The following is a 15,787-nucleotide window of genomic DNA, read 5'->3' as shown; positions in this document are numbered from 1 at the left end:
TCAAATTAGTTCGAAGATGCAATCAGAACAGGACGGTACTTGTCGAGGTCTTCCAGGACACGAGCAGCACCCTTACAGACGCAAGTCAGCGCTTCGTCGATCACGTTCACCGAGAGTCCCGTTTCCTTGCGGATGCGTTCATCGAAGCCGCGCAGCTGAGAACCGCCACCCGTCATGATGATGCCCTTGTCGTAAATATCGGCAGAAAGTTCCGGAGGCGTAATACTCAAGGCCTGCTTCACCGCTTCGATAATGGCGGTCACCGGCTCGTTCAGGGCTTCGCGGATTTCGGCACTGTTGATGGTCATGGTACGGGGCATTCCGGCAATAAAGTCGTGGCCCTTCACTTCCATGCTCAGTTCTTCTTCGAGCGGGCTTGCAGAACCGATCTGGATCTTGATCTGCTCGGCGGTGCTTTCACCCACGCAGAGGTTGTACATCGTGCGCAGGTAACGCACAATCGCCTCGTCCATTTCGTCGCCGCCCACGCGCACAGAGGCGTTGCAGACCGTTCCGTTCAAGGCGATTACTGCGATGTCAGACGTACCGCCGCCAATATCCACGACCATGTTACCCACAGGGTCTTCGACAGGAATACCCATGCCAATCGCGGCAGCCATCGGTTCGTGCACCAGGTGGACTTCCTTGGCACCGGCCTGCTTCGCGGCATCGATCACGGCACGCTTTTCCACTTCGGTAATTCCGGACGGAACACCCACCACTACACGGGGTTTCACCATCCACAGCGGGTACTTCTGCACGCGCTTGATAAAGGTCTGCAAAAGAGTCTCGACCAGTTCAAAATCGGCAATCACACCATCGCGCATCGGGCGTACCGCGCGGCTTTCGCCGGGTGTGCGGCCAAGCATCTTCTTCGCCTCGAAACCGATAGCGGAGACTCGGTTGTTCTTGCTGTCCACAGCAATCACCGTAGGTTCGTTGATAACAATTCCCTGACCCGCCACATGAACCAACGTATTCGCCGTGCCAAGGTCAATCCCGATATCGCAAGAAAAGAGGCCGAACAAAATCCTATCCTTTTGTTTGAAATTAAACTTTATGATAAAAATATATAAAAGTTAGTAGAACTTAGTGGGCAGAACCTAAAGAAGAAGAGATGTTCTAAGTTCTAAGTTCTAAGCTCTAAGCTCTAAGCTCTAAGCTCTAAGCTCTAAGCCCTAAGCTCTAAGCCCTAAACTCTATTCCCTATTTCCCAGACTGTCCGCGCCGAACTTCCATTCCTTCTTGTAGCGGTCCCATCCGCGCGTGTTCACGTCGTAGCGGTACTTGCGCTTCTCGTGCATGGCGATGTCCTTGTAGATAAAGAAATCCACCTCGGCGTACGCGGCATAGATTCGGGCCTCGGCGCCATCGAACAACCTAAAGTCCTTGACGCGGTAGTACGGCGTATCCAACAGCACGCCCTTATCCTTAGAAGACCTTATCGTCTCCGCCACCATGAATTTCAGGTCATCCTGTAGGTAGTCCGTTAATTTATTCTCAATACGTTCCGTCGGTTCGGAACAGCCTAGCAGCAGGGCTGCGAAAGAAAGCGCAATCAGCAGAAATTTCATAATTAAAATGTAGGAAGTAGGAAGTGGAAAGTAGGAAGTGCTTCAGAAAAAAAACTGTCTACAGCCTACATCCTACTGTCAACTAAAACAAAAAACGCCCCTCTATCGAGAAGCGTCTTCGTATTCAAGTCCGAGCTTTTTCTAATGAATTAGAAGGAGTAGGTTGCATCGAGGCGAGAGAAGATGCGGCCTTCACCCTGGAACGGGTTACGGAACAGCAGGTCTTCAGCAACGGTCACGTCGATCTTCAGGCGTTCTTCGATGTTGATACCGAAACCGAAACCGACATGGTCTTCGTTGGAACCGTCAGCCAGCGGGTTGGTCGTGAAGAACGTACCGTCATCCTTGCAGATGCCGTAGCGGGAATCGGTGTAGGAGTTCTTGTCGTTCACGTCGCAGTCGGTGTAGAGAATCTTCTTCTGGCCACCCACGCGGATTACGAACCAATCCCACCAGATGTTACGTTCGATACCGAAGCTGATCTTGCCGCCGATGTCGGAACGCTTGTCCCAGTGCGGATCGTCTTCGTTGCGGGAATCGTAGACCCACGCACCGTCGCCCACGGCCTTGTCATAGACCCAGTCATGAGCCTTCAGCTGATTCCAGATGAAGTCGAGGCCCAACCAGAAGAAACCGCGGTCCATGGCAACGTTGATGCCTGCACCGGCCTGGGCACGCTTGTCGTCGATACCGGGAGCCTGAGCGAGCTTCATAGAGACCGCAGGTACCAGTTCGCCGTCAATGGCTTCGAGAGTGAAGAAGGCACGAGCCTTGGCGAGGAAGGTGAAGTCACCGTCGTCAAAGAAGTTGTGGTGATCCGGACCGTACTGGATTCGGGCGAGGCCGAAGGAGGCTTCGTAAGAGGTTCCAGAGCTCGTCTGGACATTCAAGCCACCGTCCGCTTCCACGATAGAGGCGTAAGCCTTGCTGTTCGGCTGGTACGTACCGCTTTCAGCGTCCAGGTCGCCACCGTCCTGGTGAGCGATATAGATATGCAAGCCCCAGGCGTCGCCGCTGGAGAACGTACCGCCCAAGAAACCGTCGAAGTTGGTCACGGTTTCGGGAACAACAACGTAGCCCTGGGTGCTGGTCTGCACATAGTCAGGCAGGTACATGGCGAGTTCCGGATTCATGCGGCCGAACAGGCCACCGATCGTGAACTTCGGGTCGGGGTTGTTGTCATCGCCAAAAGAGATCGAGAAAATGCCACCGAATGTCGGGTGCTGCGGATCCTTGTTGCCGCCAGCCGTCATGTCGTTATCGGTGTAGGCACCGAAACCACCGATCAAGTAGTTGGAGTAAAGGTTTGCATTAGCCGGGTTGTCAAAGATGCTCACGTCATCCATGATGTAGGTCGTGTTCTTGCCCATGGATTCCACACGAGCAAAAGTCGCGAATGCGGAACCAACGCCCAAGATACCGAAAGCGGCACCGAATGCAGCTGCAGTTCTTAAATTCATTAGTTAAACTCCTCTTGGAAATTCTATCCTAAAGTTAGTTATATAAAATCAAAATCGCAACAAAAATATAAATAAATTCGTCTTTTTTTGTACAAAAGTACCTAACAAGAGCCATCCACCGTTCGATGAATAAAAAAAGAACCGGACTATCAAGTCCGGTCCTTTTTCAAGTTTTTTCCGAAATATTATTCGGAGAAGGTGAACGGGATCGTAACAGTAGTGTTACCAGACTTCACCTTGCTGAACTTCCAGCGGCTCACAGCGTTCTTGACTTCGCCGTCAAATTCGCCGTAACCGGTCGTAGAAGAAGCAATGGAAATGCTGATAATTTCGCCACCCGGAGCGATCGTGAACTTCAGGGTAACCTTACCCTGGAATCCCGGTTTCTTCTTCAGGAACTTGTTGTAGATGTGGCGGAGACCAGGAGTACGCTGACGCACAACCTTCATGATGTCCGCAGCGGAACGAGATCCACCACCGGCACCCATGTCGATATCGCGTTCAGACGGGGTCTTGATAGAACCCTTGGCCTTGGTAGCGATACCACCGCCACCACCACCCAGAAGGCCAGCGAGACCGTCACCGATACCACCGGAACCACCTTCGGCGTAACCTTCGTTAAAGCCACCGTCAGCCTTACCGCGACGGCCACCGAGAACGGTCTTACCCGTCGTCTGGAGACCAGCCACGTCCTTCAGCACCTTGTCGATATCCTTGGAGAACTTCTGGTTCTTCATGAGGTCGTAGGCACCGGCAGAGGCATTCTTGGTCTGAGCGGTCAGGAGCTTAAGCACGCCACGAGTCTGGGGAGCGTTGGGCTGACCCTTACCACGCGGTTTGCCGCCACCACCAGCCTTCTTACGAGGCTTCTTGGGCTCTTCCTTCTTCTTCTCTTCCTTCTTCTCTTCCTTCTTTTCATCGATGGTCATAGAAGCGGTCAAGTCGGCAGCGGCAGAGTCGTCGAACACGACTTCGTCCACAACCTGTTCGTACATGGAAGCCCAAAGGCAGATAGCCAAAGCAACGACTAAAGAGATACCGGCGATAGCACCCATCTTCTTGTCGGATTCCGGCATCAGGGACGCTACTAACGGATCTACTGCGGGAGTATTCTTTTTAGCCATAGTTATTCCTCCCCGCCGTTCTTCTGCATCACGGCGAATGCAATGTGCGTGTAGCCAGAGAAGCCACAGGTGGCCATGACCTTATACATTGCATCGTAAGGGATGTTCTTGTCGATCTGCACGATGATGTTACCGGCTTCGTTGGCAGGGAGACCCATCTTGAGGGCGTGTTCCTGTTCCGTCGCGCGGCGTTCCTTAAGAACGGAGTCCACCTTGGTCACAAGAAGATCTTCTTGCTTCAAGACGTCTTCGGTCGGAACGATCTTGGCATTATCGACCACGACATAGTTGTTATCGACCACGACCGTCAGAGCCACTTCCTTCGGCTGCACCTTGGAGGTAGACACCGGAAGGATGAGGTTTTCGGCCTGGGTCAAAAGCTGACCTTCAGCGTCCAAGTTCTTGATCATGAACACCAGAATGATGGTCATCATGTCCATCATGGACGTCAAGGAGAAAGGTACGTCTTCGCTAAATTTACGAGTCTTTCTAGCCATGATTAACCTCCCAGCTTAGCAAGGTTGATCTTGCTGAAACCGGCTTCCTTAGCGCGGTCCATAAGTTGAATGATCTTATCGAACTGGGTGTCGTCGTTAGCAACGATGATGATGTTATCGACGTCTTCGAGGTCAATGAACTGCGTATGGATCTGAATCAGGTCCTTAGCGATCAGGTCATAGGCGGAAAGCGGGTAGATGATGTTCTTCGCGGCGACATCCGGTTTCAGCGTACGAGCCGAGTTCGGATCGATCGTTGCAAGAACGGCACCAGCGCTCGGCTTCTTCAGCATCGGCGGCGGGGTCAGGCCCATGGGACCTTCACCAGGAGCGGCGAGGAAGGCGTTGTTGCCATCTACGTAGGCACTATCCGGCACATTTTCGGACTGAGAAGAATACACGGCCCAAATCACGCGGCCCGGATCTTCTTCGGATTCCTTGTTGATTGCCCAGAGTTCGATGGTCTCGATTTCATAAAGATACTTGTCTTTATCCATCTCAGAGCCATCCTTGCACTTGGGACCATGACCGCTTTCCACGGCCGACTTCACATCTTCCGGCGCATACGTAATGAGCTGCGCATCGGACTTGCAACGGAACGTCCACATTTCCTTAAAGTAGACGTTCGGCTGGAAACCACCGCGGGCGCCAATCACGAGGTAATCACCAGTGATAGCGAGCGAGAGGTTAAGAGCCTGCTGGTCCGGTTCCGGAGGCGTATCGTTGTCCATGTTCATCATGCTGCGTTCCGGCATGTTGATTTCAACGATAGCAAGCTTGGAGAAGGCGGTCATAGACAACAGCATAGGAATCAGGATCGTAAACAAGCCCATCGCCGGCAACAGGTCCGGTTCTTCAGGCTTTGCTGGTTTCTTAAGTTGTCTTGCCATGTTTATATAACTCCGTTAAAATTATCTCTCTATCTTCGGTTAAGCGAGGGAGTTGATAATCTTGAGGCCCTTTTCTTCCATTTCCTGGATGAGGCGTTCGGAGTTCATGTTGAGGAGACCCACGATGACCAGAAGAGGCACAGCGGAGAGAAGGCCGAGGAGCGTGGTACCCATAGCGATAGCGATACCGTCGGAAAGAGCCTTGGCACGTTCTGCAGCCGGTTTGTTAGCAACGGCGTCGAAGGTGAAGATCAGACCGTAAATCGTACCCATAAGTCCGAGCAACGTAGAGATGGAAGCCATCACCTGGATAATGCTGATATAACGAGTAAGACGGGGAGCTTCGGTCAGGAACACTGCGTCGCAAGCAGCAGACATGTTTTCGCGACCACCGTTACGGGCAGCAACGATTGCAGCCATCACGCGGGCGATCGGGAGCTTGGTTGCGTTGGCATAGCTCAGGGCTTCGTCATAGCGCTGGGCGGAAATGTGGGTGCCGAACTTAGCCAAGAAATCCTTACGGCCCTTAGCGCTCTTCACCATGATGTAAATAATGCGTTCGATAGAGAAACCGAGGCCGATCAGGAACACCACGAGGATGATCCACATGAACTGCCAACCATCGGATTCGGGGCTGAAGGATTGAAGCATTTTAGACATTAGAGTACTCCTTTATTGAGTGTTTTGGTTTATTTTGAAAATTCTTTGTTCATATTTAATCTTTTTTAGAGCAAAATTGGAGATTCAAATGCGTAAAATCTTGTTTACTGCACGAAAAAAGCCATTTTTGCCCTAATAGAATAGGGGAACCCTATGAACTAGGTTCCCCGTAAAATTGTTTTTACCGCTACTTTTTCTTCTTCTTGGCCTTTTTCTTGGCCTTCGGAGCCGGAGCCGGAGCAGCTTCCGGTTCTTCGGCGGCTTCGGCCGGTTCACCCACGGAGGCATCAGAACCACCCACAGCGGAGGTCGTCGAAGCGGAACCAGCGTAGAGCTGCTTCTTGAGTTCAGCGAGTTCAGCCTTCAACTTTTCGTTTTCGGCCTTCGCATCCTTGATAATGTCGCGGTAGGTATTGATCTGTTCTTCCGGAGTCATGACTTCGGACTTGGCAATCTGTTCGAGACGAGCCTTCGTCTTGAAGTAGGCCGGATCGGAGAACAGGGTGGACGGGTCGAACTTTTCAATCTTGGTATTCAAGGTCTCATTGTTCTCGTCAAGGCTCTTCAAGAGTTCGAAGAGCTTTTCAGTCCACTGGTTTTCGATGCCGTAGTGGGCCGCGGCCTTGATACCGGTTGCGCACTGCGGGACAGCGAGTTCCTTGGCACCGTTAGAACGGTTAGTCAATTCTTCACGGTAGGCTTCCAAGTCTTCGTGAACGGCTTCCATAGCGTCTTCCTTGACCATGCCTTCGTATTCCACGTATTCCTTCACAATGGAAGCGGAGTCCGGCAACGGAGAGTTGGCGAACGCGTCTGCCACTTCGACGAACACGGCGCAGCCCTGGTAGTACATTTCGATGTAGCCTTCTTCAGCTTCGATCACGTCCTGGTTGTAGAATCCCTGGTCGCGAGCGAGGTCGATATTCTTCTGGAAGATCGGACGCGCCTGTTCGTAGTAGCTCGGCAGCTGCTGCACGATACCGATACGTTCAGCGAAGATTTCTTCTTCCTTCTTGCCGTTCAGTTCCTGTTCGCGGATCTTGGCAGCCATCGTCACGAAGAGCATACCCATTTTGTTGGTGGCCTTGAAGGTCCAGCGTTCAGAAGCGTAGGTTGCAGACTTGGAGTACTGGCTCATGGCCTTTTGGAGAATATCGACCAACTGCTTGATAATCTTGGCCTTTTCCTTTTCCTTGCCCTTCAGGACAATGGGCTCCATCTTGTGGTACTCGTGTTCACCGAGGTAGAAGGCAGCTTCAGCCGGGACACCCGGGTCGGCATTCTTGATTTGCAGACCGTACTTGTCGTAGGCTTCGAGAGTCTTGCGGTAGTCTTCGACAGCCTTTTCTTCTTCCTTAAGTTCCATGTAGGCTCGGGCGGCACCGATGTAGGCGGCAATTAGCTTTTCCTTATCATCGTTGCCATAGTTCTTGATGAAGAAGTGGTATTCCTGAGCAGCAAGATCCCACTTCTTGGCGTTGCCGTAAGCCATCGGGATAGAGAACGCGGCGTCAAGAGCATAGGAGCTCTTCGGGTAATCACGGACGAGGTCCTTGTTACAACGAATGGCTTCGTCAGTCATCTTGGCTTCGTCATAGCTCAAGCAAGCGCTGTACAAGTAACCCGGAGTACGTTCATCTTTCGGATAGCGCTTGTAGGCGATTTCGTAAGTCATAGCGGCAGACTTCTTGTCGGCAATGGAGTCGTAAGTCTGGGCGGCAGAACCGATAGCCATGAACGCCATGGAATCCTGCGGGAAGTTGTTCGTGATGAACAAGTAGGTCTGAGCGGCTTCGCGATATTCCTGTTCGAAGTACTTCTGGTCGCTCTTCTTCAGGTTGGCGGCCTTCTTATGAGCGTCACCCGCACGTACGATACCCTTGATGGTCAAAGGAGACTTGGCGTACTGCTTGGGGAGGATCATGAAGGTTTCGGCAGCCTTGGTGTAGTTCTGGTTCTTTTCGTAAGCGGCCCCAGCTTCGAACACGGCCTTGTCGGCAATGTCGATAAGCGGGTAACGTTTCACGAGAGCGAGATAAGCTTCAGCACCCTTTTCGTACTGGCCACCCTTAACGGACTGTTCTGCCATCTGGAAGAGCACATAGGCGATTGCCTTTTCGATTTCCTTGGCCATGGAATCGTTGCGAGTTTCCTTGACCTGGGTGTACTGCTTGTAGAGCCATTCGAATTCCGTGAGGGATTCGTCGTAGGAGCCCGATTCCAAGAGGGACTGGGCAAGCATACGGCTGATAAGCAAAATGTACTGGTGCTTCGGGAAGTCCTGCTTCAGTTTGCGGAGCACGCCCACGGCTACCTTGAACTGCTTGGCGTCATAGTGGACGATAGCTGCGTTGTAAGCAAGTTCTGCGGCTTCCTTGTTCTGACCGAACTTGGCCATGTACTTGTCCACCTGGGCGAAGTAGGCCTTGGTTTCGGCGGAGCTGTAAGCCTTGACAGCGTCGTCGTTGTAGTTCTTCTTCTTGGCGGCTTCGCGAGCCTGGTCCATCATGAGCACGGCGTTATACGCAGCTTCTTCCTTCTTCAGGAGAGCTTCGGAGCCCATCGGGCGACGGCCGTAACGGGTGGTGTCGGTATCGACGATCCAGTTGAACATCTTGGCAGCGTTAGCAAACTGAGCCATTTCCTGGTAGACGAGGGCCAAGTTGATATGCACCTTGTATTCGTCCCAGGTCGGTTCCTTGGCGTAACGCTTCAGGAATGCTTCGTAGGCCTTGATGGCTTCGGCATACTGCTTCTTGCCGGCTTCCAGGTCACCTTCCTTGGTGAGCTTGGCGGCACGGGCGTGGTGGTACTGCGGAATGTCGAGCATAGCGCCACGGATTGCAGTTTCGGCGTTCTTCACCGATTCCGGATACTTCTGGTTCTTCTTATACCAGGAGGAGTTGCGGTCATAGCGCTTCACCACGGTGTAACGGTGCTGCTGGGCTTCTTCGAACTTCTGCTGGATGATGAGGATTTCGATCATCGCGATATCGGCGAGCGGAGCGTCAATGTAGTCCGGGTTGATGGACATCAAGCGCTTGAAAGACTGCACGGCTTCTTCGTTACGGTCGTGGTCTTTGTTCTTCATACCGATACGGTAGTACACGGAATCCTTAAACGGAACCTTCTTGTCCTTCAAGAAAGCTTCAGCTTCCTGCACGCCACCACCTTCAAGGTCAGAGAAGGAGGCCGCCATGAAGTCCATAGCTTCTGCGCGCAAGTCTGCAGGGTATTTACCCTTGTCGGCACCGATGATATATTCGTAGTACTTGATTGCTGCGGTTTCGTACTCAGCAATGTTGTAGTAAGATTCTGCCAAGTGGTACATGGCAAGTGCAGCTTCCTTACCCGTAAGGGTTTCGAAGCCGGTCACCTTCTTGTACGCCTTAATAGCGTCGCGGAACTTGCGGTTCATGAAGTGGTATTCCGCAATACGGAGCCAAGCCTTCGGAACGAGACCGTTGTCCGGGAAGTTTTCAACGAGGCGCATACGGAGCTTGTATGCCTTTTCGTCTTCACCACTGGCTTCCTGCACGGCGGCAGCCTGGTAGATCACCGTCGGGGTCTTGTCTTCCTTCGGATACTTGTCGATGTATTCGAGGAAGTAGCCCAGGGACTTCTGGTGATCAGCCTTCGGAAGCTGGTCGATGTTTGCGCACTTGGCCGGCTTGTTGTCGCGGTCGGCGCACCACGCCACGTCTTCTTCGTACTGGGCATTCTTGTCGAGGAAGTGCTTTTCTTCGAGCTGGAACTGGTAGTGGCCCAACTGCTGGAGAGCAGAGGCGCAACGCTTGTTCTGCTTACCCTTACAGTTGTTGACCTGCTTTTCCCACTGCCTAATGGCATCTTCCATGCCCTTTTCGTCGAGGCCGCCAGAACGGCAAGCCTGTTCAGCCTGATTCTTCAGGACCTTGTAGGAGTTGGCACACTGGGTCTTTTCGGAGCCCTTCGGCATGGCCTTGCACTTCGCGGCCAGCTTCTTAGCCTCATTAACTTTGTCTTTACAAGGATCCGACGCTGCAAAGGACGAACCTACAAGCGAGCAGACGATTGCACCAACAAGTAAAAATTTTTTCATTTTTTCTTTCCACCTATTAAGAAAAAAGGGGAAGACCTGGTTTGAAAAAGCCAGGTCTACCTTTATTCAAAGTTTATTCCAAATCACCCAAGTCGTCTTCCAGGCTTTCAAGTTCCTGAGCGGCTTCGGAGTTGGCGGCACCCTGACCCATCTTGGTCTTCACAGTAGCCAAGGTAAAGCCAGCGTCGTCCAAGATACGCTTACGGTTGGATTCAAAGCGGTCGCTCTGGATTGCCTTCTGGGTGAATGCGGCGTAATCTTCGATAGCGGCGTTAGCCTTATCAAAGGTCGGCTGCAAGGCTTCACGCTTGCTCTGCACACGGGGCGTCGGGAGCTGGCGAGCGAGGTCAAGAGCCTTCACCTGCACAGAGTCGAATTCGTCCTGCATAGCGTCGTAAGCCTGGCGAGCGCTATCGCGAGCGGCAACGGTCACCACCGGCTGTTCGGTGCGCTTTTCTGCCTGTTCCAGGGACTCCACTGCATTGTTGTAGTCCTTCTTGATGAAGTAGCAGTAACCCTGAACGAGGTATGCTTCAGAAACCAGGAAGGATTCAGGCATATTCTTGATAATCCACTGTGCCGGCTTGATAGCTTCATCAGGCTTGTTCACCTTGAGGAAGGACCAAGCGATACCGAGCATGGCTTCGTCATAGACCGGAGAACCGGGCTGCACCTGGCCATACATCTGGGCGGCGGCCGGAATGTCGGACTTTTCGCCAGAGAAGAACAAGTGACCGAGCTTCACCTTGGCGGCATCCTGCAAGTCACGTTCGGACTGGTTGGAAACCGGCTGTTCGGTAATGTCGCGGAAGCAGTTTTCAGCTTCGTCGAACTTGCCGAGACGGCTGTAAGCGATACCCATGGTATAGCGGGCGTAGAAGTAGTTGGCGTTACCCGGAAGGATGGCGGCGAGCAGGTCGACAGATTCCTGGTAGAGTCCCTGTTCGAACTTGATCTGGCCGGCAATGTAGTCAGCGTCAGCCTTCACGTCGCTTTCACCGAACTTCTGGGCGATATTCTGGTACTTGGCCATGGCGTCGATGTACTTGCCTTCCTTATAGTCGATGTTCATCAACTGGAAGTGGTACTTGGCGCGCTGGTCACTCTGCGGATAGCGCTTGATAGCGTCTTCGTACACGGACTTTGCAGCCTTGTGCATGCGGAGGTTTTCAAAGGACTTTGCCTTATAGAAGGCGGCCTGGTCCACAAGGTGGAATGCCGGGTACTTGGTCTGAACCTTACCGAAGGCGTATGCAGCTTCCAAGAACTGACGGTTCAAGTAGAGGCGCATAGCGGCGCGGTAGTCGTTTTCAGGTTCGATCTTCAAGCGACGGTAACGTTCTTCGCCGATTTTCTCTTCGCGGGTGTCACCGAAGCGGCTGGTGAGCTTGACAGCCCAGATGAAGCCACGGTTCTTCTTGGCGTAGAGGTCATCGTGAGACATTTCGAGGTCGAGAGCGAGGTAACGGAAGATGCTCACGTCCTTGACATTAACCGTAGCGCCGGCAACCGGGTAACCTTCCTTCGTGAAGCGGAGGCGGACACCAAGGTGCGGGGAGAGGTAGTAGGTCAAGGTGAAGCTCATTTCCGGGTTCAGGCCTTCGCCACCTTCCTTGTCGGAATGGAACACGTCGATGAGGGAAAGTTCTGCCTTCGCCTCGATCAGGCGGTTGAAGCCACGCCAGAAGAGGGAGAAGTTCAGGTTAGAAGGAATGTTGTATGCATCGTCGCGGTCTCCGCCGAAGAAACCCGGAGCGACAAAGCCGCCGTCTTCTTCCATGCTGATACCCGGCTGGGCGATGTTCTGGAGGGCGACACCCACCAAGAGGTAACCGAACTTAGAAGAGTTCAGCGGGTTCCAGCTGAGGCCCACGTCGGCACCGAGCGTCACCTGCGTCACTTCATCGAACTGGTTGATGTAGAGCACGGACACATCGAGACCGAGGGCGATGCAGTGCATCAGCCTGTAGGCGTAACCGAGCATGAAGGCGTATTCGCCGTAGGACTTGCCACCGTCGATGGATGCACCGTTTTCGAAGAACGAGAAACCGAGGGTGTGCTTGTAATCCATCGGGAAAGTCAAGCTCACATATTCCTGGCTAGCTTCGCCACTGATGGAGCTGAAGAACGCAGCACTGAATTCCAGCTGGTCAGTTTCAGAGATTCCAGCGGGGTTCACATACATGGCAGTGTTGCCACCGAATTCCGCGAACCAGTCATTCTGCTGGTACTTGTGCGGAGAATAAGTTGCTTCTGCAAACAAGGAAGTGCTGGCTACCGTGAGTCCAAGGACTGCTGTTTTAATAACACTAGTACGCATCACTTACTCCTTTAATTGATATCCGTGCGGATGAACTCAATACGACGGTTCTGGGCGCGGCCTTCCGGGGTCTTGTTCGTGGCGACCGGCTGAGAGTCACCCTTACCCGAAGTGACAATGCGGCTTTCGTTGATGCCCTTTTCCACCAGGAAGTTCTTCACGGCAGCGGCACGGTCAGCGGAAAGCTGCAGGTTCTTTTCTTTCTTACCAACGTTATCGGTATGACCCACAATTTCAAACGTAGCTTCGGTGAAGGTTTCCATAATGTCCACCACCTTCATCAGGGAGATGTAGGAATCCTGGGTAATCGTAGCCTTACCGGATTCGAAGTTCACACCTTCAAGCACAAAGACCTTCTTCGGCGGCTGCGGCACTTCGTCCGGGCAACCATCGTCGTCCTTGTAGCTGTTCAAGCTTTCGGGTTGTTCGGGGCAGAGGTCCACACCCTTACAGATGTGAGCGAACTGGGAAAGCATACCCTTGGCTTCGACCCACGGGTCGCAGAGACCGTCGCGGTCGTTGTCGGCATCCGGGCAGCCGTCGTCGTCCTGGTAACCGTCGAAGTCTTCGGCTTCTTCGGGGCAGTTGTCGAGGCCCGTGCAGACGGATGCATACTTGTCGGAGAGGCCTTCTTCGGAAACCCACGGATCGCAAAGGCCATCGCCATCGGAATCCGGGTTGCGTGTTTCTTCGACGACTTCTTCTTCCTTCACCAGCTCGGTAGCGGTGAGGCCGATATCAGCCTTGCCCTTGCCGCGCTTGAGCATCGGCGAGGTGGACTGGCAGTAGAAGTTCGGCTTCGAAAGGGAGTGGTTCACGAACTTCGGGTCGAGGGAAACGTTCGTGCGGTTCACCTTGATGAATTCGTTGAACGGGTAGTAGTTCTTGTAGATGTTGTTGTATTCCACCTTCGTCTGGCCAGCGGCCGGGTCGGCAAACACACCGTAGTAGTGGTTTTCCATGAAGATGTTGTTACGGGCGATCACATTGGTCGGGCCCTTCAGAGCAAGGCCGGAATAGCCGTTGCGGAGCACGACGTTATGTTCGATAAAGGCGTCGAGGGACTTGGCACCCCAAGCGAGGATGCCGGACCAGCGGTTGCCGTACACCACGTTGTTGCGGAGATGCGGGAGCGAGATAAACGCACCGATACCGGTAGCGTGGTTATCAAGCACATAGCAGTGGTGGATGTAGGGGGCAGCGTTTTCGCAAAGGATTCCTTCGATACCGTTCTTCACGGTGAAGTGCGACATTTCGGCGCCCGAAGTACCCATGACGGTCGGACCTCTGCGGCCACCATCGATGATGGTCGTAAGGGGATCCTCGCCCTTAAGTACGACACCCATGATCAGGGTGATGTTTTCGTTATAGGTGCCACGCTTCACCAAGATGGTATCGCCAGCATCCGCATTACCGAGAGCGTCAGCAATCTTTGAGTAATCGCCAGGAACATTGATATTCTTTGCCATGGCGGTTCCAGAAAGAAGCATCGCCCCGGCCGTGATTAAGACCAGTTTCTTTAGGGTCATACTGCTACGTTTCTCCAATCATAGAACACTTTAGTTTAAAACCTTTGGCCTGCCAAAAAGACAAGCGTAAAAATTCAAGTGGGAATATACCTTCAAAAACGGCTTTAGTCAAACGATTTTCAGAAAAAAAGCCGTTTTTTCCAATAAAATGTCGAAAAAGACGATTCATCGTGGTATATCTAGTCCTCTTGAGGTCAATCGGCAGATGCCGGTTCGGCCTTTTCCTCTTCTTTTTTGGCGCCTTGGATAGACACACGAATCTCTTGGCAGGTCTTCTTGATGTCCTGCAAAATCTTGCGGGCACGGGTGCCGGCAGACTTGTTGCCGCGCTCGAACTTTTCGTACTCGCGCTTGAAGTTCTCGACTTCCAGTTCAAGATCATTCACTAAACTCATAAGCAAACTCCAAAATAAAGATGCTGTATGGGAAAATAAATTAATGTTAGGACTAAATATCTGCGATTTTGTAAAAAATTGTTCAAAATAAACCAAAAAACGCATTTTTTTTCGTCTTTTAACAATCTATTCACTTTTAACTAACCGCCACAAGTGTTCCAGGGACGCCCTTCCGCGCTCCCCCACGTTCTCGGAGAAATCGTTCACGAACATCCGGATATGCGATTTCATGACTTCGGGGTCGTCGATTTGCGCCTTTTCGTCGATGAACGGGGTCACCATTTCGGGGCGATTTTGGGCCACGTGGAGACTCGATCGGATTTCCGCTTCCACTTTTTCGATCACCGTGAACCCCAGCGTACGGCGAGCGACCGCAATCCCGAGCGGAATGGGAGATCCCGTGTTTTCTTCCCAGAAGGCTCCCAGGTCCTGAAGCAGGTAGAGCCCGTCGCGCTTCCAGGTGAAACGGTGTTCATGGATAACGACACCCTGCGGGGCGCTCTTTTCGCGCAAGGAGCGGTACACCTGGTCAAAGAGGGCGTAGTTTACGGATAACGGCACTGACTGCGTCCTGGAATGCCAGAAACGGTACAGGAGCGCCGCCGTCGTCTCGGAGCCCGGAAGCGTCACGGGAAGCTCCGGATTGAACTCCTGCGACTCGGAGGAGAGCAGTAGTGGGCCGCAGCCGTAGCCGATGGCGCCGCCGCAACCCAGGCAGATATAATCCGCCTCGATTTTAGGATAGACCTGAGCGCTGACCTTCGCGACATCGAGTTCGCCACGGCGCACCATCTCGTTCAAGGTCTGCACGTCGGCAAAGTGGACGTCCCATTCGAAGGGAGAATTTTCGAGACCGTGAATGAGGGCCTCGTAGATAAAGGTGTCGTTAGGGCAAGTGGAAATACCGAGAGAAAGACGCATAATAGTGTGAGGTGTGGGGTGTGGGGTGTGGAATGAAGCAGATTTACTCCACGTCAAACATCTTCATCGGAAGGACGCGTCTCTGTTTTGCTTTCAGCACTTCGAGAACGACCGTACTTTCTCCGCCCTGCGGTGCAGTCGTCTTGATAACCACTTTCTTAAGCGTTCCCGGCAACGGGCAAGAATTGTCACAATATTCGAACTCGCTTACGGCATTGGCCCCGTTCACGACTACAGACATTTTCATGACGCGCTTTTTCTTTTGTGAATAGTAAAGCGTTGGCTTGGACGGGTCCTTAGGAGTAATCTTCCAGAGGTTCCCTTCGGCGACAGGAT

14 protein-coding genes are annotated in these 15,787 nt (G+C 52.7%); all 14 read right to left on the bottom strand.

Annotated elements, in window-relative coordinates; all coding sequences use genetic code 11:
• Positions 1–5 precede the first annotated feature (5 nt).
• Positions 6–1,028, bottom strand: coding sequence for a rod shape-determining protein (locus tag Q0P86_RS07755; RefSeq protein WP_072979175.1), 1,023 nt, complete (start codon positions 1,026–1,028; stop codon positions 6–8).
• A gap of 171 nt (positions 1,029–1,199) precedes the next feature.
• Positions 1,200–1,574, bottom strand: a complete 375-nt coding sequence (locus tag Q0P86_RS07750) for a hypothetical protein (RefSeq protein WP_295038618.1) — start codon at positions 1,572–1,574, stop codon at positions 1,200–1,202.
• Between the two features lie 149 nt (positions 1,575–1,723).
• Positions 1,724–3,034, bottom strand: coding sequence for a hypothetical protein (locus Q0P86_RS07745; RefSeq protein ID WP_294111116.1), 1,311 nt, complete (start codon positions 3,032–3,034; stop codon positions 1,724–1,726).
• A 185-nt stretch (positions 3,035–3,219) separates the two neighbouring features.
• Entirely contained in the window at positions 3,220–4,158 is a 939-nt protein-coding gene (locus Q0P86_RS07740; protein ID WP_291024675.1) for an AgmX/PglI C-terminal domain-containing protein, read from the bottom strand.
• A 2-nt stretch (positions 4,159–4,160) separates the two neighbouring features.
• A complete protein-coding gene (locus Q0P86_RS07735; protein ID WP_295038615.1) occupies positions 4,161–4,655 on the bottom strand; it encodes a biopolymer transporter ExbD in 495 nt (164 codons plus the stop codon).
• Positions 4,656–4,657: 2 nt separating this feature from the next.
• Positions 4,658–5,545: a biopolymer transporter ExbD gene (locus Q0P86_RS07730; protein ID WP_290991873.1), complete on the bottom strand. Its 888-nt coding sequence runs from the start codon at positions 5,543–5,545 to the stop codon at positions 4,658–4,660.
• A gap of 39 nt (positions 5,546–5,584) precedes the next feature.
• Positions 5,585–6,205 carry a MotA/TolQ/ExbB proton channel family protein gene (locus Q0P86_RS07725; protein WP_290991871.1) on the bottom strand — a complete coding sequence of 207 codons (621 nt, stop codon included), beginning with the start codon at positions 6,203–6,205 and terminating at the stop codon, positions 5,585–5,587.
• A 187-nt stretch (positions 6,206–6,392) separates the two neighbouring features.
• On the bottom strand, positions 6,393–10,286 hold the full coding sequence (locus tag Q0P86_RS07720) for a tetratricopeptide repeat protein (protein ID WP_295038612.1): 3,894 nt from the start codon (positions 10,284–10,286) through the stop codon (positions 6,393–6,395).
• Positions 10,287–10,359: 73 nt separating this feature from the next.
• Positions 10,360–12,606 (bottom strand): tetratricopeptide repeat protein, encoded by a 2,247-nt coding sequence (locus tag Q0P86_RS07715; RefSeq protein WP_294111131.1) that lies wholly within the window; start codon positions 12,604–12,606, stop codon positions 10,360–10,362.
• Between the two features lie 11 nt (positions 12,607–12,617).
• On the bottom strand, positions 12,618–14,135 hold the full coding sequence (locus tag Q0P86_RS07710; protein WP_295038610.1) for an OmpA family protein: 1,518 nt from the start codon (positions 14,133–14,135) through the stop codon (positions 12,618–12,620).
• 4 nt (positions 14,136–14,139) lie between these two features.
• Entirely contained in the window at positions 14,140–14,304 is a 165-nt protein-coding gene (locus tag Q0P86_RS07705) for a hypothetical protein (RefSeq protein ID WP_175547424.1), read from the bottom strand.
• A gap of 25 nt (positions 14,305–14,329) precedes the next feature.
• Entirely contained in the window at positions 14,330–14,530 is a 201-nt protein-coding gene (locus tag Q0P86_RS07700) for a hypothetical protein (protein WP_072979155.1), read from the bottom strand.
• A 126-nt stretch (positions 14,531–14,656) separates the two neighbouring features.
• Positions 14,657–15,451, bottom strand: coding sequence for a 1,4-dihydroxy-6-naphthoate synthase (locus Q0P86_RS07695; RefSeq protein WP_295038607.1), 795 nt, complete (start codon positions 15,449–15,451; stop codon positions 14,657–14,659).
• Between the two features lie 43 nt (positions 15,452–15,494).
• On the bottom strand, positions 15,495–15,787 hold a 293-nt coding region (locus Q0P86_RS07690), incomplete at its 5' end, for a hypothetical protein (protein ID WP_295038605.1).

The sequence above is a fragment of the uncultured Fibrobacter sp. genome, assembly GCF_946062555.1.
Classification (GTDB): Bacteria; Fibrobacterota; Fibrobacteria; order Fibrobacterales; family Fibrobacteraceae; genus Fibrobacter.
Note: the sequence above shows the minus strand (reverse complement) of the source record. Positions and strands in the feature narration are given on the sequence as shown.

Coding starts and splice junctions, on each gene's coding strand:
- Q0P86_RS07750 (WP_295038618.1), bottom strand. CDS start 1,574: ATGAAATTTCTGCTGATTGCGCTTTCTTTCGCAGCCCTGCTGCTAGGC.
- Q0P86_RS07700 (WP_072979155.1), bottom strand. CDS start 14,530: ATGAGTTTAGTGAATGATCTTGAACTGGAAGTCGAGAACTTCAAGCGC.
- Q0P86_RS07740 (WP_291024675.1), bottom strand. CDS start 4,158: ATGGCTAAAAAGAATACTCCCGCAGTAGATCCGTTAGTAGCGTCCCTG.
- Q0P86_RS07720 (WP_295038612.1), bottom strand. CDS start 10,286: ATGAAAAAATTTTTACTTGTTGGTGCAATCGTCTGCTCGCTTGTAGGT.
- Q0P86_RS07730 (WP_290991873.1), bottom strand. CDS start 5,545: ATGGCAAGACAACTTAAGAAACCAGCAAAGCCTGAAGAACCGGACCTG.
- Q0P86_RS07705 (WP_175547424.1), bottom strand. CDS start 14,304: ATGAATCGTCTTTTTCGACATTTTATTGGAAAAAACGGCTTTTTTTCT.
- Q0P86_RS07745 (WP_294111116.1), bottom strand. CDS start 3,034: ATGAATTTAAGAACTGCAGCTGCATTCGGTGCCGCTTTCGGTATCTTG.
- Q0P86_RS07715 (WP_294111131.1), bottom strand. CDS start 12,606: ATGCGTACTAGTGTTATTAAAACAGCAGTCCTTGGACTCACGGTAGCC.
- Q0P86_RS07725 (WP_290991871.1), bottom strand. CDS start 6,205: ATGTCTAAAATGCTTCAATCCTTCAGCCCCGAATCCGATGGTTGGCAG.
- Q0P86_RS07710 (WP_295038610.1), bottom strand. CDS start 14,135: ATGACCCTAAAGAAACTGGTCTTAATCACGGCCGGGGCGATGCTTCTT.
- Q0P86_RS07695 (WP_295038607.1), bottom strand. CDS start 15,451: ATGCGTCTTTCTCTCGGTATTTCCACTTGCCCTAACGACACCTTTATC.
- Q0P86_RS07735 (WP_295038615.1), bottom strand. CDS start 4,655: ATGGCTAGAAAGACTCGTAAATTTAGCGAAGACGTACCTTTCTCCTTG.